This window comes from Pseudophaeobacter profundi (assembly GCF_029697505.1).
GTDB classification, from domain to species: Bacteria; Pseudomonadota; Alphaproteobacteria; order Rhodobacterales; family Rhodobacteraceae; genus Pseudophaeobacter; species Pseudophaeobacter profundi.
Window position 1 is genome coordinate 642,957 of record NZ_JARJEF010000001.1, and the last position, 20,025, is coordinate 662,981.

At 61.3% G+C, this 20,025-nt stretch carries 16 protein-coding genes; 11 read left to right on the forward strand and 5 right to left on the reverse strand.

The window, feature by feature from the left end; translation table 11 throughout:
- The first annotated feature begins 72 nt into the window (after positions 1-72).
- The 3 genes from P2081_RS03055 to P2081_RS03065 all read left to right on the forward strand — a co-directional run bounded on the left by P2081_RS03055 (position 73) and on the right by P2081_RS03065 (position 2,524).
- Positions 73-897, forward strand: a complete 825-nt coding sequence (locus P2081_RS03055; RefSeq protein ID WP_278921392.1) for a bifunctional allantoicase/(S)-ureidoglycine aminohydrolase — start codon at positions 73-75, stop codon at positions 895-897.
- A gap of 147 nt (positions 898-1,044) precedes the next feature.
- A complete protein-coding gene (locus P2081_RS03060) occupies positions 1,045-1,440 on the forward strand; it encodes a hypothetical protein (RefSeq protein ID WP_278921393.1) in 396 nt (131 codons plus the stop codon).
- Between the two features lie 97 nt (positions 1,441-1,537).
- On the forward strand, positions 1,538-2,524 hold the full coding sequence (locus tag P2081_RS03065) for a type I glyceraldehyde-3-phosphate dehydrogenase (RefSeq protein ID WP_278921394.1): 987 nt from the start codon (positions 1,538-1,540) through the stop codon (positions 2,522-2,524).
- Positions 2,525-2,809: 285 nt separating this feature from the next.
- Here the strand turns inward: P2081_RS03065 and P2081_RS03070 are convergent, their stop codons facing one another.
- The 3 genes from P2081_RS03070 to puuE form a co-directional block, all read right to left on the reverse strand.
- On the reverse strand, positions 2,810-4,237 hold the full coding sequence (locus P2081_RS03070; RefSeq protein WP_278921395.1) for a uracil-xanthine permease family protein: 1,428 nt from the start codon (positions 4,235-4,237) through the stop codon (positions 2,810-2,812).
- Positions 4,238-4,312: 75 nt separating this feature from the next.
- On the reverse strand, positions 4,313-4,813 hold the full coding sequence (locus tag P2081_RS03075) for an ureidoglycolate lyase (protein WP_278921396.1): 501 nt from the start codon (positions 4,811-4,813) through the stop codon (positions 4,313-4,315).
- Positions 4,810-6,228, reverse strand: a complete 1,419-nt coding sequence (puuE, locus tag P2081_RS03080; RefSeq protein ID WP_278921397.1) for an allantoinase PuuE — start codon at positions 6,226-6,228, stop codon at positions 4,810-4,812. Before puuE ends, P2081_RS03075 begins: the two co-directional genes overlap by 4 nt.
- Positions 6,229-6,288: 60 nt before the next feature.
- Between puuE and P2081_RS03085 the strand changes: the two genes are divergently transcribed.
- Entirely contained in the window at positions 6,289-6,429 is a 141-nt protein-coding gene (locus tag P2081_RS03085) for a hypothetical protein (protein WP_278921398.1), read from the forward strand.
- Positions 6,426-6,782 (forward strand): hydroxyisourate hydrolase, encoded by a 357-nt coding sequence (gene uraH, locus P2081_RS03090; protein ID WP_278921399.1) that lies wholly within the window; start codon positions 6,426-6,428, stop codon positions 6,780-6,782. The genes P2081_RS03085 and uraH overlap by 4 nt, the downstream gene beginning before the upstream one ends.
- A gap of 323 nt (positions 6,783-7,105) precedes the next feature.
- On the opposite strand, the gene P2081_RS03095 is transcribed toward uraH, so the two are convergent.
- Entirely contained in the window at positions 7,106-8,050 is a 945-nt protein-coding gene (locus P2081_RS03095) for a LysR family transcriptional regulator (protein ID WP_278921400.1), read from the reverse strand.
- A gap of 197 nt (positions 8,051-8,247) precedes the next feature.
- Here P2081_RS03095 and P2081_RS03100 point away from each other — a divergent pair, with 197 nt between their 5' ends.
- The 5 genes from P2081_RS03100 to P2081_RS03120 all read left to right on the forward strand — a co-directional run bounded on the left by P2081_RS03100 (position 8,248) and on the right by P2081_RS03120 (position 17,258).
- A complete protein-coding gene (locus P2081_RS03100) occupies positions 8,248-9,480 on the forward strand; it encodes a urate hydroxylase PuuD (protein WP_278921401.1) in 1,233 nt (410 codons plus the stop codon).
- 253 nt (positions 9,481-9,733) lie between these two features.
- Positions 9,734-11,581 (forward strand): autotransporter assembly complex protein TamA, encoded by a 1,848-nt coding sequence (locus P2081_RS03105; RefSeq protein ID WP_278921402.1) that lies wholly within the window; start codon positions 9,734-9,736, stop codon positions 11,579-11,581.
- A complete protein-coding gene (locus tag P2081_RS03110) occupies positions 11,581-15,060 on the forward strand; it encodes a translocation/assembly module TamB domain-containing protein (protein ID WP_278921403.1) in 3,480 nt (1,159 codons plus the stop codon). The genes P2081_RS03105 and P2081_RS03110 overlap by 1 nt, the downstream gene beginning before the upstream one ends.
- Positions 15,061-15,198: 138 nt before the next feature.
- Positions 15,199-16,281, forward strand: coding sequence for a glycosyltransferase family 2 protein (locus P2081_RS03115; RefSeq protein ID WP_278921404.1), 1,083 nt, complete (start codon positions 15,199-15,201; stop codon positions 16,279-16,281).
- Positions 16,278-17,258, forward strand: a complete 981-nt coding sequence (locus P2081_RS03120) for a glycosyltransferase family 2 protein (RefSeq protein WP_278921405.1) — start codon at positions 16,278-16,280, stop codon at positions 17,256-17,258. The genes P2081_RS03115 and P2081_RS03120 overlap by 4 nt, the downstream gene beginning before the upstream one ends.
- A 6-nt stretch (positions 17,259-17,264) precedes the next feature.
- Here the strand turns inward: P2081_RS03120 and P2081_RS03125 are convergent, their stop codons facing one another.
- Positions 17,265-18,020 (reverse strand): WecB/TagA/CpsF family glycosyltransferase, encoded by a 756-nt coding sequence (locus tag P2081_RS03125; RefSeq protein WP_278921406.1) that lies wholly within the window; start codon positions 18,018-18,020, stop codon positions 17,265-17,267.
- A gap of 267 nt (positions 18,021-18,287) precedes the next feature.
- On the opposite strand from P2081_RS03125, the gene P2081_RS03130 reads away from it, so the two are divergent.
- The gene (locus P2081_RS03130; protein WP_278921407.1) at positions 18,288-19,751 is read left to right on the forward strand and encodes a hypothetical protein; all 1,464 of its coding nucleotides are present in this window, start codon (positions 18,288-18,290) and stop codon (positions 19,749-19,751) included.
- Positions 19,752-20,025: the final 274 nt, after the last annotated feature.

The window sequence follows — 20,025 nt, forward strand, 5'->3', positions numbered from 1 at the left end:
ATGTGCCACACCCGCACCAGGGACGACGCGACAGGCACGCGGCATAGCGCGCCGGATTGAACGAGGACCAGGATGACCCAAAGCAGCTATTTCACCCCCAAAGGCGGCCACCCCGGCCAGGAGCAATTGCTGACAGGACGCGCGGTTTTCACCGATGCCTATGCAGTGCTGCCCCAGGGTACGATGCGCGATATTACCACCTCCTACCTGCCCAGCTGGGAAGGAATGCGCATGTGGGTGATCGCTCGACCGCTGACAGGCTTTGCTGAGACTTTTTCGCAGTATATCGTCGAACTGCAGCCCGGTGGCGGCTCTGACACGCCGGAAAGCGATAGCGCGGCCCAGGGCAGTCTCTTTGTCACCGATGGCGCGCTAGAGATCACCATCGACGGCACCCACCACACACTAACCAGCGGCAGCTTTGCCTATCTGCCTGCCGGCAGCAGCTGGAGCCTGCACAACACCGGCGATGCAGCCGCCAGCTTTCACTGGATCCGCAAACGCTGGCAAGCAGCACCCGGCCTGTCCAAACCGCAGGCCTTTGTCTGCAAGGAACAGGACATCGCTCCCAGTGTGATGCCTGACACCGAAGGCCGCTGGGCCACCACCCGCTTCATGGATCCCGAAGACATGTCGCACGATATGCATGTCACGATCGTCACCTTCCAACCCGGCGGCGTCATTCCCTTTGAGGAAACCCATGTGATGGAACACGGTCTCTATGTGCTTGAGGGCAAGGCAGTATACCGGTTGAATCAAGATTGGGTCGAGGTCGAAGCCGGCGACTTCATGTGGCTGCGCGCCTTTTGCCCCCAGGCCTGCTACGCCGCCGGGCCGGGTCCGTTCCGCTACCTGCTGTACAAGGACGTCAACAGACATATGCCTCTCGGCCTGTAGCCCCGGCACCGTCGCAAACTGGCACCCGCCAAAAAACCTGCATCCCTGTCGCTTTCTTTGCCGCACTTGGCAGGGATGCCCATTGCAAAGCCAGATCGTCACGCTAGGCTGTGGTCAATGTTTTTCACCCAGTGGGAGCCTTGGAGCATGAGACAGAGCACACAGCCATGCGGCCTAATCCGGAATCTGGAGACAGGTAAGCCTGTAGCCCGCCTGGGCAAAGCCCTTCGCCTGGGCCTTGTCCTGGCCCTTGCAGCAAGCCTGCCCCCCCTGGCCGCCAGCGCCAAGGACACGGCAGAAACCAAATCGGTTTCTGTCTTGGGACGTACCTGGCATGTCAACCCGGCAGAGGAGGCTCCCGGCTTTTACAGGGCCACCAGGCTCAATACAGAACTGCTGCCCAAACGCCCGCCAGCTGTGCTCAGCGTGCGCCAGGCCATTCGCGCCTTTCATAGCGCCACCGGATGCAGCGCCAATCGCGACACGCTATACCGCGATATTTCCGGCAGCTATTTCGCCACTCTGATCTGCCCGCAGGACTAGCGCGCCTGCGCCGCACTGCCAGCCCTATCCAATCTGCCCCTGAAGACCTCTGCCCTTTCCTTTTGCCGGACATGCAGAGCCCCGGAGACCTGCTCTCATGAAAATTGCCATCAACGGATTTGGCCGCATTGGCCGCGCCATCCTACGCCAGATCCTCACCACATCGCGCGGCGATGGGATAGAGGTGACATGCATCAACGACATTGCGCCGCTGGAGATGTGCGCCTATCTGTTTCAATATGACAGCACCTTTGGCCCCTTTTCGCACCCGGTTGAACACGGTGACGGACAGCTGCGGGTGTTGGGCCGCTCGATCCCGCTGCATCACAAGGCAGACCTGACAGGGGTTGATCTCTCGGGTGTTGATGTGGTGCTGGACTGTACCGGCATCGCCCGCAGCTCTGATGTTGCCCAACGCGGCCTGGCGGCAGGTGCGGCCAAGGTACTGATATCAGGCCCGTCGCCGGCTGCAGAACAGACACTGGTCTATGGTGTCAACCACGACCAGCTTGGCACCGCGCGCATCGTCTCCAATGCCTCCTGCACCACCAATGGGCTGGCACCACTGGTCAAGCTGGTGGATGAAATCGGCGGCATCGACAGCGCCCATATGACCACCATTCACTGCTATACCAACTCGCAGCCCATGGTGGATGCCCCACGCGGCGATTTTGCCCGCTCGCGCGCAGGGGCCCTGTCGATGGTGCCGACCACCAGCTCGGCCACCCATCTGATCGACGAGGTGCTGCCGCACCTGAGAGGCCGGATCAGCGGTGCCGCCGTGCGGGTGCCAACCGCCAGTGTCTCGGCTGTCGATTTGGTGGCGCGACTGCAAAAGCCAATGCAGATGGCCGACTTCACCGCCGCGCTCAAATCCGGGGCCGCCGCAACCGAGGTCCTGGGCTGGACCGAAATGCCGCTGGTCTCTTCGGATCTGCGCGCCCGACCAGAATCCCTGGTACTGGCCGCCCCTGAACTGCGCCAGGTTGGCGAGCAGCAAATACGGGTCTTTGGCTGGTATGACAACGAATGGGGCTTTTCCGCGCGCATGCTTGATGTCGCCCGCCTAATGGCCCGCCCCTGACCCCAGTTCAATCCGGCGCCCCCGCTTCGGCAACCACCTTCCGTCTTGCCACAGCCCGGGTCAAGGGCAGCCTAGGCTGGCGCGCGCCAGCGCGCTTCACCCTTGAGGCGGGATGAGGCCCGTTATCCTCGCCAAGGCCCTCACTGGGCAGGGCTGCCCATTGAGGGCTTCTCAGCAAAAAAAAAGCGCCGCGCGATAGCGCGGCGCTGGGCCCAACGGATCTGGGCCAATCTTTGATTGTCCCAGATTGGGCGGGAGTGCCCCGTTCAATCTGGCACCAGGGGATTACTCTCCGGGCAGGCTACCGTCGCCATGACCGGCCATCCCACCTGAAACCTCTTCGGTGGCCTCATCCGCCAACTCGGCGGGCAGGATCAAATTCAGGACAATGGCAATCAGTGCGGCCGGCAGCAAGCCACTGGTCATCAGCACCTTCAGCGTACCGGGCAGATATTGCACCGCGCCCGGCTCTAGCTGCAGCCCCAGACCAACCGAAAGAGCGATGGCAAAGATCACCATATTGCGCCGGTTCCAATCCACATCCGACAGCATCGAAATGCCCGCTGCAACAACCATGCCAAACATCACAATGACACCGCCGCCAAGCACCTCAATCGGGATGGTGCGGATGATCGCGCCAACCTTTGGCACCAGACCGCAGAGGATCAGGAACAGGGCGCCAATGGTCACCACATGGCGGCTCATCACCCCGGTCATGGCAATCAGCCCGACGTTCTGGCTGAACGAGGTATTGGGCAAGCCGCCAAAGATCCCGGCCACCGCCGAGCCAAGGCCATCGGCATAGGTCGCACCAGCGATTTCCTTGTCTGTCGCCTCGCGCCCGGCGCCGCCACGGGTGATGCCGCTGACATCGCCAACCGTTTCAACCGCCGACACAAAGGCCATAAGGCAAAAGCCCAGGATCGCTGCAAAAGAGAACTCGAAACCATATTTGAACGGCACCGGCAGCGCAAAACCAGCGGCACGCGACCAACTGTTCCCGATCGCGTCAAACGTGATCATGCCCATCAGCAGCGCATAGATATAGCCCACGATCAGCCCCAGCAGAACGGCCGAAACCGACAGCATGCCACGCGCAAAGAACTTCAGCGCAAGGGTGGCAAAGATCACCACCAAGGCTGCCGACCAATTCAACAAAGAGCCATATTCAGGCGTGCCAATCGCAGGCACCCCGCCGGCCGCATATTGAATGCCAACCTTGACCAGCGCCAGACCGATCATGGTCACCACCAGCCCTGTCACCAGCGGTGGCAGCGCAAAGCGGATCTTGCCGATCACCAGCCCCAGCATCCCATGAAAGATACCGCCAATCAGCACCCCGCCAAATAGCGCCGCCAGACCGTCAACACCCTTGCCCGCCACCAGCGGTATCATGATCGGCAAAAAGGCAAAGGACGTCCCCTGCACAATCGGCAGCGCCGCGCCCACAGGCCCCAGCGTCACAGTCTGCAACAGGGTCGCCACACCGGCAAAAAGCATCGACATCTGGATCAGATACAACAGTTCCGGAAAATCCGGCGAGTTGGAGCCAAAGCCAAAGCCAGCCGCCCCCGCGACAATGATCGCGGGCGTCACGTTCGACACAAACATCGCCAGCACATGCTGGATGCCCAGCGGCACCGCCCGCGCCAGGGGCGGCGTGAAATTCGGATCCCGCAGCTGTGCCGGGCTCCCTATTGATCCATCAGCCATTCTATTTTTCCTCGTTCTGTTGGTCATAGTGGAAACCACCACCTTCTGCCGGGCGGTTGGTTTCCGGGTCTGCATCTATTCTCGGCGCGCCACCACATAGGGGGTGTCGAACCAATGTTCCTGCAGGTTGGCCCCCATACCGATCCGGTCCACTACCGCAAAGATTCCCGGCGCCTGCAGCGGGGTCAGCACCCCATGCCAGGTGCCACGATGAAAGTTGATCGCCTGCCCTGGCTGGGTTTCAAAGGCCAGGGGTTGCCCCGGCCCGCCATCTACATCCGGCGCGACAATAACCAGAAAGCCATGTTCGCTCATCGGGATAAAGGCCTGACTGCCCTCGGGGTGACGTTCCATCATTGCCAGCGGCATCGGCAGGTCGCGTGGTTCAGCCTTGAACAGGCTGACCCCGGCGCGGCCATCCGCAAAATCCAGCTGGGCACGATCATGGTACCGCCCACAAAGCCCCTGATTGATCAGCTTGTCCGGCGCGCCAGTCACCTCCAGCAAATCACCATAGGGGGCAAAGCCCCCGGCGCTGATCGGCTGTATCAGGATCCGGTCATCGGCGCGTGTCATGCGGGCACCAGATCGCGCAGGCGAAATTCGGCAATCCGTTCCACCTGCCTGCAGGCCTCGGAAAATTCTACCTCGCGGCTGTTGTCGATGCGCTGTTCAAAGGCCGCCAAGATCGACGCCTTGTCATAGTCGCGCACCGCAATGATGAAGGGAAACCCGTGTTTGTTGACATAGGCCTCATTCAGTTGGCCAAAGCGCGCCCGTTCAGCATCTGTCAGCGCATCCAGCCCGGCGCTGGCCTGCTCGGATGTGCTTTCTGCCGTCAGCCGTTTGGCCGCCGCCAGTTTGCCCGCCAGATCCGGGTGCGCGGTCAGCACCCCCAGGCGCTCCTCCTCGCTCGCGGACCGAAACATCCGGCACAGCGCATTATGCACCCCGCCCGCCGTATCATGCGCCGCCCCCAGCTCCAGCCCATGGGCGCGTTCGGCGATCCAGGGAGAATGTTCAAAAACACCGCCAAAGACCTCGACAAACCGCGCCAAGTCCATCTGGCTGGGGCGTTCACGCCGCTGATGCGGATGCTGCTTGGCCCAATGCTCGGCAATCTCGATCCGGCGCGGGCACCAGACTCCGTCAAAGTCCTGGATATAGTCGATGAACTTCTTCAGGCCAGCGGCCTTGCCAGGACGTCCGATAAGACGGCAGTGCAGACCGATGTTCATCATCTTCGGCGCCCCTGCGGCGCCCTCAGCATAAAGCAGATCAAAACCATCCTTCAGATACTGAAAGAACTGCTCTCCGGTGATATAACCCGGCGCTGTGGCAAAGCGCATGTCATTGGCCTCCAGCGTGTAAGGGATCACCAGCTGATCGCGCGCGCCAACCTCCAGCCAGTAGGGCAGGTCATCGTCGTAGGCATCCGACACATAGTCGAAACCTCCCTCTTCGGCCACCAGACGTACCGTGTTGCTGCTGCATCGCCCGGTGTACCAGCCACGCGGGCGAGAGCCGACAACTTCGGTATGCAGCCGGACGGCCTCTTTAATGGCGGCGCGTTCTTCCGCCTCGGGCATCTCTTTGTGTTCGACCCATTTCAGACCGTGGCTGGCGATTTCCCAGCCTGCGGCCTTCATCGCGGCTACCTGATCGGGGGATCGTGCCAGCGCGGTGGCAACGCCATAAATGGTCAGCGGAATGTCAGCGCGGGTGAACATGTCATGCAGCCGCCAGAACCCAGCGCGCGCACCATATTCATAGATGGATTCCATGTTCCAGTGGCGCTGCCCCTCCCAGGGGGCCGCCCCGGCGATATCGGACAAAAACGCCTCAGAGGCGGCATCCCCATGCAACGTGCAATTCTCGCCGCCCTCTTCATAGTTCAGCACAAATTGCACCGCCACACGGGCGTCGCCCGGCCAGGCTGCATTCGGGGCCTGCGCCCCATAGCCAATCATATTGCGCGGATATCGGTTCATGGGCTGCGTCTCTCTCTTCACTTCTGGCCTGCAGCGACATGTGACACCCTGCAAAGCCCCTTGTCATTCCTTGCTATTGCAAAACAGGCGGCTTGGTTTTCAAATATTCCCGAATACACTGTCAAAACGGGGGTGTTTGCAGCAGAAATGGAACTGGTGCAGGAAAAAGCAGCACTGCAACAAGGAGCAACGCCCAAATGACCGGATACCTGACGACACATGTTCTGGACACTGCCCGGGGCTGCCCCGCCGCCGACCTGCCCATCACCCTCTACCAGCTGCAGGGCGAGACGCGCAGCAAACTGGTAACAATGACCACCAATGCAGACGGACGTACTGACAGCCCGATCCTGCCGCAAGACGCCTTTGCCTGCGGTACCTATGAGCTCGTGTTTGACGCGGGCAGCTACCTGCGCGCAACCGGCCAGGCTGATGCCGACCCGCTGTTCCTCGATCAGGTGCCGATCCGCTTCGGCATCAATGACGCCAGCGCACATTACCATGTACCGCTGCTGCTCTCGCCCTTTGGCTTTTCAACCTATCGCGGCAGCTGACTGCCCGCACCCTCCGCCTGCCGTGTTGTGACCGGGTCAAGGGCGGCGCAGCCGCCGGGCCTCGCCCGGCTTGCCCTTGAGGCGGGCAGAACACAGATACACTCGCTCAGGCGTCTTCAGGGGCAGATCGCCCCCTGAAGCGCTTCTCAGCAAATTTCTTTCTTTTCGCCCAAGCTCCAACCGCACCAGACCCTGGGCCAAGGCAATACCAGCCTAGGCCAAACAGCGCCCTGCGCCGCGCAGCGGCGCCGGGCCCAACGCCGGGGTGGGCCCGCCAGGGCCTACAACCGGGGGCGGGAGCCCCCCTTTGACAAGCTTCCAGATCAACCGGCAGCTTTTGTCGCCCCAAAGGCCAAAGCCTCAGCCGCGCGCACCGAGGCCCCCATCCGTTGGGTCATGAAATCCATGAACAGACGCGTTTTTGGATCCTGATGGCGACGATGAGTATAAAGACAGGCCATCTGCACGGAAACCGGCGGCGTCTCTTCTGCAACCGCCACCAGGGCACCAGAGGTCAAGTGCTCAGCCACTTCGAACACCGGCTTCAGCGCGATTCCCTCGCCCGCCAGCGCCCAATCGGTCAGAACATCGCCGTCATCACATTCATAGCGCCCCGAAACCGCAAATCGTTTTGGCCCCTCATCGCTTTGCAGCATCCACTGGAACTCGCTGGCGCCGGGATAGCGCAGGTTCAAACAGTTATGCGCCCCGCCAACCAGATCCGCACCACTGCGGGGGGCACCATGACGGTTGATATAACCGGGGGCCGCACAGAGCACCCGCTGGCAATCGGCAATCTTGCGAATGCGCAGGTTGCTATCCTCTGGCTGGCCAAGAAAGAACGCCAGATCCAGCCCCTCGGTAGTCAGGTCGACGCTGCGATCAGACATCCTTAGCCGCATCTTGATCTCTGGGTATTGTGCCAAAAATTCAGGCACTTCGGGTGCGACCAGCCGTCGTCCGGCACCAAGGGGGGCGGCCACAAACAGGCTGCCGCGCGGGGTATCCGTCAGATGCATGACCTGGGCCTCGGCCTGGGCCACGGTGTCCAGCACCGCAACCGCCCCGGCATAAAACGCCTGGCCTTGCTCGGTTGCAGTCAGATTGCGGGTGGTACGTTGGAACAAACGCACCCCAAGGTAGTCCTCCAACTGCGAAATCCGCGCCGAGGTGACCGCCGGAGAGACGCGCAGATCCCGCCCTGCCGCCGACATGGAGCCCAGTTCATAGACCCTTACAAAGGTTCGGATATTGTCGAGATAAGACATACGCCCCCAGTCATTTCATGCTCAATCATTGCGCCCGCCGGGCCCATATCCCACCGCGGCACCATTCTTCTTGTTTTTTTTGATACAGCTTGGAAGTTTACTGGAATACCGAATAAACTTCGGTTTGCCTAGGGTAGCCATTGGGGAAACCCCATCGCGTCACGGCGCAGACCAAATCGTAAGGCAGAGGGCACGGCATGTATGAAATTCTGATGATGTGGGATTGGCTGGGCTTTGCCATCCGCTGGCTGCATGTGATCACGGCCATGGCCTGGATCGGATCCTCCTTTTATTTCATCGCGCTGGACTTGGGGCTGCGCAAAAACCCGGATCTGCCCGTTGGTGCCCATGGCGAAGAATGGCAGGTGCATGGCGGCGGCTTTTATCACATCCGCAAGTATCTGGTGGCCCCGGCCGAAATGCCCGCACATCTGATCTGGTTCAAATGGGAGAGCTACAGCACTTGGCTATCGGGGTTTGCCCTTTTGATGGTGGTCTACTGGGTCGGCGGAGAACTTTACCTCATCGACCAGGCCAAAGCCGAGCTGAGCCTGTGGCAAGGCATTACCATCTCGGCCGCGACCCTGTCGATTGGCTGGCTGGTCTATGATCGCCTGTGCAAGACTGCCAGCCTGGCGGCGCGCCCCACCCTGCTGATGCTGCTGCTGTTTTGCTTGCTGGTGGCGATGGGATATGGGCTCAACCAGGTCTTTACCGGCCGGGCGATGATGCTGCATCTAGGGGCCTTTACCGCCACCATCATGACGGCAAATGTATTCTTTATCATCATGCCCAATCAGCGCATCGTCGTGGCGGATCTGCAGGCCGGACGCACGCCGGATGCCAAGTACGGCAAGATTGCCAAACTGCGCTCGACCCATAACAACTATCTCACCCTGCCAGTGATCTTCCTGATGCTATCAAACCACTACCCCCTGGCCTTTGCCAGCGATTACAACTGGTTGATTGCGGCACTGGTGTTCCTGATGGGGGTGACCATCCGCCATTACTTCAACACCAAACATGCGGGCACCGGCAATCCCACCTGGACATGGCTGGTGACCATCTTGTTGTTCCTTGCGGTCATCATCCTGTCCACCCTGGGGCTGGAACATGACAGCGAAGCCGAAGAGCAGGCGGCGCTGACCGGCACCGCACAGGTGATGGCCCAGGCCGAGGGCTTCGCAGAGGTACATGACATTGTGCTGGGCCGATGCAGCATGTGCCACGCGCGCGAACCCTTTTGGGATGGCATCCGCACCGCCCCAAAGGGGGTCTTGCTGGAAACCGAAGCAGACCTTGCCCGCCAGGCCGCAGCCGTGTTTTTGCATGCCGGAGTGACCGATGCGATGCCCCCTGCGAATATCACCTATATGGAGCCCGCAGATCGTGCCGCGATCCGCCGCTGGTTCAAGAACGCCCAAATGTAATTGCTCCCTACGCTTTCCCGGCGGCGATAACTTGCCTGCCGCCACAGCCCCCACCAGGAGCGCATAGGATCGCCACGCAAGTTATCGCCGCATCGGCTGACTTTTCCGGCATCTGGCACCTGACCACTTTACCTTGTGCCCTGCTCTGCTAGTCTCTCCGGAACACCACGACGCTGCCCTTAATAGGTTGGTCTGCCCTGCAACCTTTGGGGAGGTGATCTGCGCCCGCCCCTGCACGCTGCCCGGAGTGCCCATGTTTCTATATTCGCCCCTGCGCAAGGCTCTGTGCACGGCTACTTCGCCTCTGTTCTCGGTCAGGCTTACGCGCTTGTCCCTGTCGCTTTGCCTTGCTGTGCTCACCCTGCCCAACCCAGGCCAGAGTGCCGAAGCCGTTTTAACCGCTCCGGGTGCATCGGATGCACTGCGCCAGCGCTTACAGGGGGCCTCGGCCTCTTTGGCGGCTCAGGATGCCGTTGATCCGCAAGAGCTGCTGGCCGCTGCCCTGTCGGATTATCGCACTTTGGTTCAGGTGCTCTATGATGCGGGGCATTTTTCGCCGCAGGTGAACATCCGGATCGACGGCCGCGAGGCGGCGCAGATCCAACCGTTGAACGCACCGCGCCAAATCAATCAGGTGCAGATCACCGTGGTGCCTGGCCCAAGTTTCCGCTTTGGCCGTGCCCAGATTAGCCCCTGGCCGTCGCCCAGCGAAGTCGAAATTCCCGAAAGTTTTGCCACCGGGCAGCCCGCCAAGACCGGGGTCCTGCGCGATGTGACCGCCGCAGGTGTAGAGGCCTGGCAACGAGCCGGGCATCCGCAGGCCCGCCTGGGCCAACAGGCCATCACCGCAGATCACCGTGCCGCCAGGCTGGATGCCCGACTGGCACTGACACCGGGACCACGCTTGCGCTTTGGGAAATTGATTCTCACCACGCCCAGTGCGGTGCAAGAAGCAGCGATCCAGCGCATTGCCAGCCTGCCCAGCGGAGAAGTCTACCATCCCGACCTGCTGGCCAAATCCGCCACCCGCCTGCGCCGCACCGGTGCGTTTTCGACTGTCACGCTGCAGCCGCACCCCCAGGCCAACCCCGATGGCACCCTCGACTATGTGGCCAAAGTCGAAGACATGCCACCGCGGCGCCTGTCCTTTGGCGCAGAGATCAGCTCCTCTGATGGGGTAGAACTCACTGCGACCTGGATGCATCGCAACCTGTTTGGCGGCGCCGAGAAACTGCGCTTTGAAAGCCGGATCACCGGTCTGGGCGGCAGCAATGACATCGGTGGGCGCATTGCCCTGCGGCTGGATCGTCCAGCAACGCTTGGCCCTGATGACAACCTGTTTTACCTGCTCGAGGTCGAGCGCCTGGACGAAGAGCATTATTCCGCGACCCAAGCAACGGCTGGTATCGGGGTCCGAAGGGTGTTTTCGGATCAGTTCTTTGCAGAGGCGGCTATCGGCGGCAGCAGCATTCTGGCCCGCGATGCCTTTGGCAAGCGGCGTTTCAAATTTGTCGCAGGTTTGTTTCGGGCCGAATATGACCAGCGCAACAGCCAGATCAACGCAACAGCCGGCTATTTCATCGACGCGCGGCTGATGCCCTTTATCGGGATTGATGGCACGGATTCTGGGCTACAGGTCAAAATGGACGGGCGGCTTTATCATGGGTTTGGCAGCGATGACCGTATTGTCCTGGCAGGCCGGGCGCAGCTGGGCGCACTGATCGGGCCTTCGCTCAGCAATGCCTCTCCGACATTGCTGTTCTTTTCCGGCGGGTCGGGATCTGTGCGCGGGCACGAATATCAGTCGCTGGGCATTCCGGTTGGCAATGCCTCGGTGGGTGGGCGTGGCTACCTTGCCCTCTCGGCAGAACTCCGTGGCAAGCTGAGCGACAAGCTTTCGCTGGTCGGATTTTTCGACATCGGCTATGTGGATAGCGACCCTTTTGTGTCCAGCGCGTCGCAGCACCACTCTGGCGCCGGACTAGGCCTGCGCTATGATGTGGCAGGGATCGGGCCACTGCGGGTGGATTTTGCCTATCCGGTGGATGGCGACAGCAGCGACGGATTGCAGTTTTACATTGGTATCGGGCAGGCCTTTTGATGCGACATCTTTCCCCCCTTCGCACGGCGATACTGGTCACATCAGCCCTGTGCCTGACCGGCCCCGTCCCGCTGGCCGCACAAGACAGCGACGCAGAGCCAAGTTTCCTGGAAAGCTTTCTGCAGGACAACCTGTCGGGCGACAATCAGTTCATTACCGTCAGCGGGTTAAGCGGCGCTTTTTCCTCGCAGGCGAGCATCGAACAGCTGACGGTCGCGGATGAGGCCGGGGTCTGGCTGGAACTGACCAAGGCCGAGCTGGACTGGAACCGCTTGGCACTGCTGCGCGGCGAGTTTCAGGTCAATCATCTGACCGCCGCCGAAATCAAGGTGCTTCGGGCACCGCAGCCCCTGCCAGAAGACCCCAGCCTGCCCCCCCCCGAGGCCACGCCTTTTCAATTGCCAGAGCTGCCCGTCTCGGTTGAGCTGGGCGAGATCAGTCTGGAGCGCATTGAGCTGGGGCAGCCGCTGCTTGGCTTTGCGGCCACGCTCAACCTCAATGGCAATCTGAAACTCGCCGATGGCAGCCTGAAAACTGAGCTAAAGGTAAACCGGCTGGACAAGCCCGGCGACAAACTGCGGCTGCTAGCCGGATACAGCAATGAAAGCCGCCAGATTGATCTGGATCTGGACCTGTCCGAAGCCGCAGACGGGCTGATCGCCACCAGCCTGCAACTGCCCGGCCGCCCCAGCCTGCAGCTTACGGCAGCGGGCAGCGGCCCGGTCAAGGACTTCACCGCCAAGATTGCTCTGGCGACGAATGGCAGCGAACGTCTGGCCGGTGAGGTCGTGCTGAAGGCACAGCCCACCCAGTCAGCCGACACCACCACCGACACAACAGCGCCCACTGCCGGGGGCATCGGCTTTGCCGCCGATCTTGGCGGAGATATCGATGTGCTGCTGCAACCCGATTTTCGCCCCTTCTTTGGGCCAGACCTGCGGCTGACCCTGCGCGGAACCACTGCATCCAATGGCGCAGGCCTGACACTGGACAGTTTTGCGCTGCTCAGCCGCGCGCTGCATCTGTCGGGTGCCCTGTCGATGACACCAGCTGGCCAGTTGGACACCGCCAATCTGCGCGCAAGCATCACAGCGCCCCAGGGGCAGACAGCGGTGATGTTGCCACTGCCCGGCGCCGATACCACCCTGGCCCAGGCCGAGATTCTGGCGCAAAAAACCAGCAACGGCCCCTGGTCTATCAATGCCGATCTGCGCCAGCTCAGCCACCCGCAGGCGTTGATTTCGCAGGGCAGCATCAGCGCCCAGGGCCTGCTGCAACAAGCTGAGGGCGCGCCGCTTTCGCTTGACGGTGATATAAAGGCCAATCTTACGGGGCTGAACCTGCGCGATCCCGCCCTTGCAGCAGCCATCGGGAGCGATATCTCGCTCTCGACCAATCTCACCTCCGAAGGGCCAGGGGCGCTGGCCCTGTCAGATCTGCTCCTGCAGGGCGAAGATTATCAGGCCAGCGGCGATCTGGCCTTTCACGGTCTGGATGCCGGACTGGAGGTTGCAGCCGATCTGCGTCTGGGCGCTGCCAGTCTGGCACGGTTTTCTGCGCTGGCCGACCGCCCGCTGGAGGGGGCGCTACAGGCCCAGCTCAAAGGGGGCTTTACGCCGTTGTCCGGTGCGTTTGACACTGATCTGGCGCTGCAAGGTCAGGGGCTGACAACTGGCCTGGCCGAACTTGACCGCCTGACCGGCGGCAGCCTTGCGCTGACCTTTGCAGGTGGGCGCGATGCCTCGGGGTTGGCAATCGAAGATTTTCAACTCGACAGTGGCCTGATCACGGCCCAGGCCAGCGGTCGGCTGAACAGCACGGACGGCGCGCTGTCCTTGAACGCAGGCCTCAAGGATCTGAATCCGCTGCTGCCGCAGATGTCCGGACCACTGGGCCTGCAAGGCGAGGTCACCCGCAGCGGCGACAGCCTAAGCGGCACCCTGCGTCTTGAGGGACCAAATGCCTCTTTTGCGGACCTGGAGGGCCAGGCCACACTGGATGGGGCCGCCGATTTCACCTTTGACGCCAGCCTGAAAGACCTGCAGCGTTTTGTGCCGGACCTGCCCGGCACCCTGACCGCAACCGGCGAGATCCAGCGCCGGGATGCCCGATGGCAGATCAACGCCAGCACCAAGGCCCCGGCAGGCGCCGAAGCTGAACTTTCTGGCAGCTTTGATGAAGCCAGCGGTGAAGCTGATATCAGCAGCAGTGGCACGGCCCGGCTGGAGGGGGCAAACCCCTTTATCAAGCCCAACCTGCTAAAAGGCACCGCGCGTTTTGACCTGGCGCTGAAGGGGCCGCCCAGCCTTGCTGCGCTGCGTGGCAAGATCACCACCGCCGGGGCGTCGCTGGCCCTGCCCGCCGCGGCGCAACGGCTTGATGACATTGGTGCCACGGTGACGCTGCAAGATTCCCGCGCGCAGATAGAGATCTCGGCCCGTCCGCGCGATGGTGGCAGCCTGCGCGTGAGCGGCCCTGTATCCCTGACCCCGCCTTTTGAAGGCGCCCTCAACATCGCCATTCAGGAAGCAGTGCTGACGGATAAGCTAATCTATAAAACGATTGTAAACGGGAATCTCGATCTGACGGGACAGCTGGCCAGCAACAGCAGATTGAGCGGACGCATCGATATCGGCGAGACCACGATCAACCTCAATACGGCTGGCGGATCGGTCTCTGCTGCACCTATTCCGCCGCTGCGCCATATCAATGAACCCCGCGCCGTCCGACAGACCCGCGTCCGTGCCGGACTGATCCAAAGCGGCGCCAGCAGTGGTGGTGCCGGGAGCCTCGCCCTGGATGTGATCATCGACGCACCGGGCCGGATCTATGCCCGTGGGCGCGGCCTGAACGCGGAATTGGGCGGGCAGGTCCATCTGCGCGGCAATACCGCAGCCCTGGCACCTTCGGGGCAGATCAGCCTGGTGCGCGGCACCTTTGACATTCTGGGGCGACGGCTTGAATTGGACGAGGGCCGCATTACCCTGCTGGGCGATCTGAAACCCTATCTGGAATTCAGATCCTCCGCCAGCACCTCGACCGGCACCGCCACGCTTGAAATCACCGGCGCAATTGACGCGCCCCAGATCAAGGTCACCTCTGATCCGCCACGCCCCAGCGATCAGGCGCTGGCGCTCTTGCTCTTTGGTGACAACCTGGATGATTTGTCACCGCTGGCGCTGGCACGCCTGGCCAACTCGGCGCTGCAGCTAAGCGGTCGGGGCCTGGGCAACAAGAACGCGCTGCGTGACAAGACAGGTGCCGACAAGGTCGAACTGGGGCTGGATAACATCGGCTCGGGCTTGCTGGGGATTGGCGGCTACATCAGCGACAAGGCCTATACCGATTTCAACGTCAACACCCGTGGCGACAGCGAGTTGAGCCTCAATGTGGATCTGACCGATAGCGTCACCGTCACCGGCACTGTCGACAACCAGGGCGAAAGCGGCTTTGGCCTGTTCTTCAAACGCGATTACTGAAGCCCCCCACAAGCGGGGGCAGCCTGCCCCCCTTGGCAGACAGGCCAGCGGGGGAACCCTTCGTGTCATGCGCCCTTTTCGAAACACCGCCAAGGGTTTAGTCTACCCCAAGCCAAGGCTAGTATCTGGATCAAACGCATGACGGACCACCCCGACCGGCCATCGCTCTTGGGGCGCATTAGGAAACGGCTTGCCCGTCTGCGGCATCAGATGCGCTTTTCAGCCTCTGTGCGCCACCTGCACGGAGCCAGACACAGGGTCGCAGCCGCGGATGAGGTGGTTCTGGTCGCGCTGGTGCGCGATGGGGCCTATTATCTGGAACCGTTTTTTGAACATTACCGCCGCCTTGGGGTGGCGCATTTTGTCTTTTTCGACAATGGCTCCAGCGATGACACCCTGGCGCGATTGCGCCAGCAGCCGGGGGTGGTGATCCTGCAGTCGAAACTGCCCTGGGGCCAGTTTGAAAACGACTTCCGCAACTATGCCGCCAAACGCTACGCCCGCAATCGCTGGTGCCTGATTGTCGACATGGATGAACTATTTGACTTTGAAGGCAGCGCCTCGATCGGTCTTGCAGGTCTGACCCGCTATCTGGCGGATCACGGCTATTCCGGGCTGATGGCCCAGATGCTGGAGATGGTCCCAAAGACACCGCTGCGCAGCCTGGCCAACCTGCCTTATGAAATGGTGCTGCAACAGTTCTGCTACTGCGATATCAGCACGGTTTCAGCTTATGACTACCACAGCGAAGACAGTGGACTGGCCTATTTCCTACGCCAGAACATCCCCCCGGCCCATGCGCCACAGATCCTGTTTGGGGGGCTGCGCGGCAAGGTCTTTGGCGAAAACTGCTGCCTGAGCAAACACCCGCTGATCTTTGTTGGCCCCGACGTCGCCCCCGCCGTGCATCCGCATGCTTCCTGCGGGCTGCGGCTGGCCCCGATGAGCGCGCTGATCAAGCACTACAAATTTGCCAATGACGCGCTGGCGCGCGATCACGCCTCTGTGGAACAGGGGGCGATTGGTCACGGCGAAGACCGTCAGCGCCTTATGGTCCTGCGTGAAAACCCGGATCTTAGCCTCTGGTCCGCCAGTGCCCAGCGTTTCCCCGGTATTGCCGCCCTGCAAGAACAGGGCTTTTTGCTGCGGGATCCCGACTTTGCCACCGCGATAGGCCAGTCAGCAGAGGCCCCGCAAAGTGCCCATAAAGGTGCCGGATGACTAACGCCCCCCCAGAGCAGCCCCCTGCTATAAGCGCGGTTGTGATAGGCCGCAACGAAGGCACACGCCTGCTGGCCTGCCTGGCCTCGCTGCAACCGCAGGTGCAACGGTTGATCTATGTCGACAGCGGCTCCAGCGATGGGTCGGTTGCCGCTGCCCGCAGCCTTGGGGTAGAGGTGGTGGCACTGGATATGACGCGGCCCTTTACCGCCGCCCGCGCCCGCAATGCCGGCTTGGCAGAGTTGAGCACGCAAGAGGGCTTTGTGCAGCTGGTCGATGGCGACTGCGAGGTCGATGCCGCCTGGATCCCGCAGGCCGCCGAGTTTTTGCGCCAGAACCCGCGCGTTGCCGTGGTCTGTGGCCGCCGCCGCGAACGCTTTCCCGAAGCTTCTATCTACAATCAGATCTGCGACGCGGAATGGGACACCCCCATCGGTGAGGCCCTGGCCTGCGGTGGCGATGCCCTGATGCGGCTCTCGGCGCTGCGCGCGGTCTCGGGCTACCGCGAAGACCTTATTGCCGGGGAAGAGCCCGAACTCTGCCTGCGCCTGCGCCGCGAGGGCTGGAAAATCTGGCGGCTTGAGGCAGAGATGACCCTGCACGACGCCCAGATGACCCGGTTTCGTCAGTGGTGGATACGCAGCCGCCGCGCCGGATATGCCTTTGCGGCCGGTGCCGCGCTGCATGGCAAGGCACAAGAACGCCACTGGGTCAAAGAAACCCGCCGCGCGGTATTGTGGGGGATGGTACTGCCAGGAAGCGCGCTCCTTCTGGCCATGCTGTTCTCACCCTGGGCGCTACTGCTCTTGCTGCTCTATCCACTGCAACTGCTGCGATTGAGCCCTCGTTTGGGGCTACGTCCGGCCCTATTTTCCATTCTTGGAAAATTGGCCGAAAGCACCGGCATCGCCGAGCATTTCTGGCACCGCCTGCACGGAACCCACCGCAAGATCATGGAATACAAACAGCCCCGGTAGCGCGCACTACTTCGACGCGAAAATCCGCATCGCCGCCCAGATGTGCCCAGGCAGAATGGCAAAGCACTTGGCATAGCGCGGGATCATTCGCGCCGGGCTGCTGAGCGCACGCCACAGCCACTCCATAGCGATTTTGCGCAGCCAAAGCGGCGCGCGGATCTGGTGCCCGCCAAAGAAATCAAGCCCTGCCCCGATAGAGGCGAAGCCAACCGCAGGCGCAATCTGGCGGCCACGATGGGCCAGGCTTTCCTGTTTTGGCGCCCCAAGGGCCAAAAAACACAGCCGGATGCCCTTGCGCTTTAGGGTTTCAAGGATCTCTTGGGCCTCATCTCCCTGTGGATCGAACACCCCCGAGGGCGCATGACACCAGGCCAGATCCAGTCCGGCAACCTGCGCCCCCAGATAGTCTGCCGCATCCTGCAAAGCCCTGTCTGTACTGCCGACCAGGGCAACCGGCACCCCGGCGGCGGCGGCCAGTCGACACAGGGGCAGTATCAGATCAGATCCCGGCATCAGTTCCACCTCGCGCTTTGCCAAGCGGGACAGCCAGACAATGGGGCGCCCATCCGCCACCACCAGATCCTGGCCGAGATAGGCCTCCAGGAAGGGTTTGCTCTGCGCCAGTTTGACCAAATGATCCAGATTCACAGTCGCCAGAGCAAAGCCCTCTCCCGCTGCAAAACGCGCGAGAACTTCACTTTCCAACGCGGCCTTGCTGGGCACATTGACTGTGACACGCTGGCCCTGAAACTCAAAAAACAAACATTCACCCCCGGCGCGCGCTCTTGGAACCAAAGCGCGCAATGTCACCCAGATATGTGCAACCCAATAATTTGCACCGCGCAGCCGCTCTCTTTCAGATTGGCCGAATCTGGTCTTTCACGATATTATACAGAACCTTGCCTGATATTTCGCGTTCAAAGATCAACTAGTTAAGACAGAAATTTTAGCCATCGATGCGAACAAACTGACCCATCCTGGCCACCATATGCACATTGCGCTGCCGCAATTGAAAAGTATCCTGCCACCATGCCCAACGCCCTTGCCTACCTGATGCTGCTGCTCTGGCCTTTGGTCAGCCTGGTCCTGTTTCGCCGCCTATCATTGGAGCGCGCGATCCTATGGTGCATTCTCGGTGGCTATCTTCTGCTGCCACCGGTGGCAGAATTCGATCTGCCCCTGGTGCCGGATATGGACAAGTTTACCATTCCCGCAATCATGGCCTTTATTCTCTGTGCCGGGTTGCTGCGCAAGAAAGTGCCGTTGCTGCCGCATCATCCGCTGGCCCGCCTGCTGATGATACTGTTTGTTATTGCCGTGGTGCCTACGGTGCTGACCAATGGCGACCCCATCATATTCCAGGTACTGGCCGGGTCTGATCCCATTGTCTTTCTCACCGATATGCTGCCGGGGCTGCGCTGGCGCGATCTGGGCTCGGTGATGATCAATCAGGTGATTGTCCTGATGCCTTTCTTGCTGGCACGGCGCTACCTGTCCAGCCCGGAAAGCCAAAAAGAGCTGTTGCTGGCGCTGTGCATTGCCGGCCTTGCCTATTCGCTGCCCGCGCTGTTGGAGATCCGCCTTAGCCCGCAGATCAACACCATGATCTATGGGTTTTTCCAGCATGATTTTTCCCAGACCATGCGGCAAGGGGGCTTTCGTCCAATTGTATTCTTGCCGCATCCGCTGTGGCTGGCGCTGTTCATGTTTTCGGCACTGATGGCCTGCACCGCGCTGGCCCGCGCCGCCCAGGGGCCCAGCCGACTGCGCTTTGGTCTGGCCAGCCTTTATCTGTTCGGCATTCTCTACCTATGCAAGAGCTTTGCTTCGCTGGCCTATGGGCTGAGCTTTGTGCCGCTGGTGGCACTGGCCTCGGCGCGCTGGCAGATCCGGGTTGCACTTGCCCTGGCCGCTGTCGCCATCACCTATCCAATGCTGCGCAATCTGGGGCTTATCCCAACCGAGGCCATACTGGCGCAGGCCGAAGCCATCAGCCCGGCACGGGCGCAGTCGCTGGGCTATCGCTTTGACAATGAAGCCATCTTGCTCGAGCGGGCCGCCGAAAAGCCCTGGTTTGGCTGGGGCGGTTGGGGGCGCAATCTGATCCGGGATATCGAAACCGGCGCGATAATCTCGATCCCGGATGGCCACTGGATCCTGGTCTTTGGCACCTTTGGCTGGTTTGGCTATCTGGCGGAAATGGGGCTGCTCTGTTCGCCGCTGCTGTTGCTAGGGATCGAGATCCGGCGGCGGCGGGGGCGCGATATCTCACCCTATTCTACCGCCATCGCACTGATCCTGGCCGCCACCATGATGGATATGCTGCTCAATGATACGCTGGTGCCGATGACCTGGCTTTGTGCCGGATCAGTCCTTGGCTATGCAGAACGCCTGCGCGATCCAACTGTGTTTTCGCGCAAGCGCCCCCTGTTCCAAGGCAGGCAGATCTTGATGCCGCAGCCTCCATCATCCACGTCACGCAGCCGGATATAGTTGCAAATGAAGCATTTTATGGCTCAACAGATTGCTTTATTGTTATTGCACTTGCGACCAATTTGGCCACCTTGCTTTCACAACTTTGCCGCAGTGGCAAAGCAATTTCACACCTGGGTGAGTCCGCAGCGCGTCTGCGGCGGGACGGCGTTTGTGCGTCTTCCGTGCTACGGCGCGGCGAACCCGGCCAGGAAGACCATCGCCCTTTCCCCAAGGGATGCGGCATCGCCTCTCGGCAGGGCGGGCCGTCGACAGGGGATAGGGTAGCCACCAT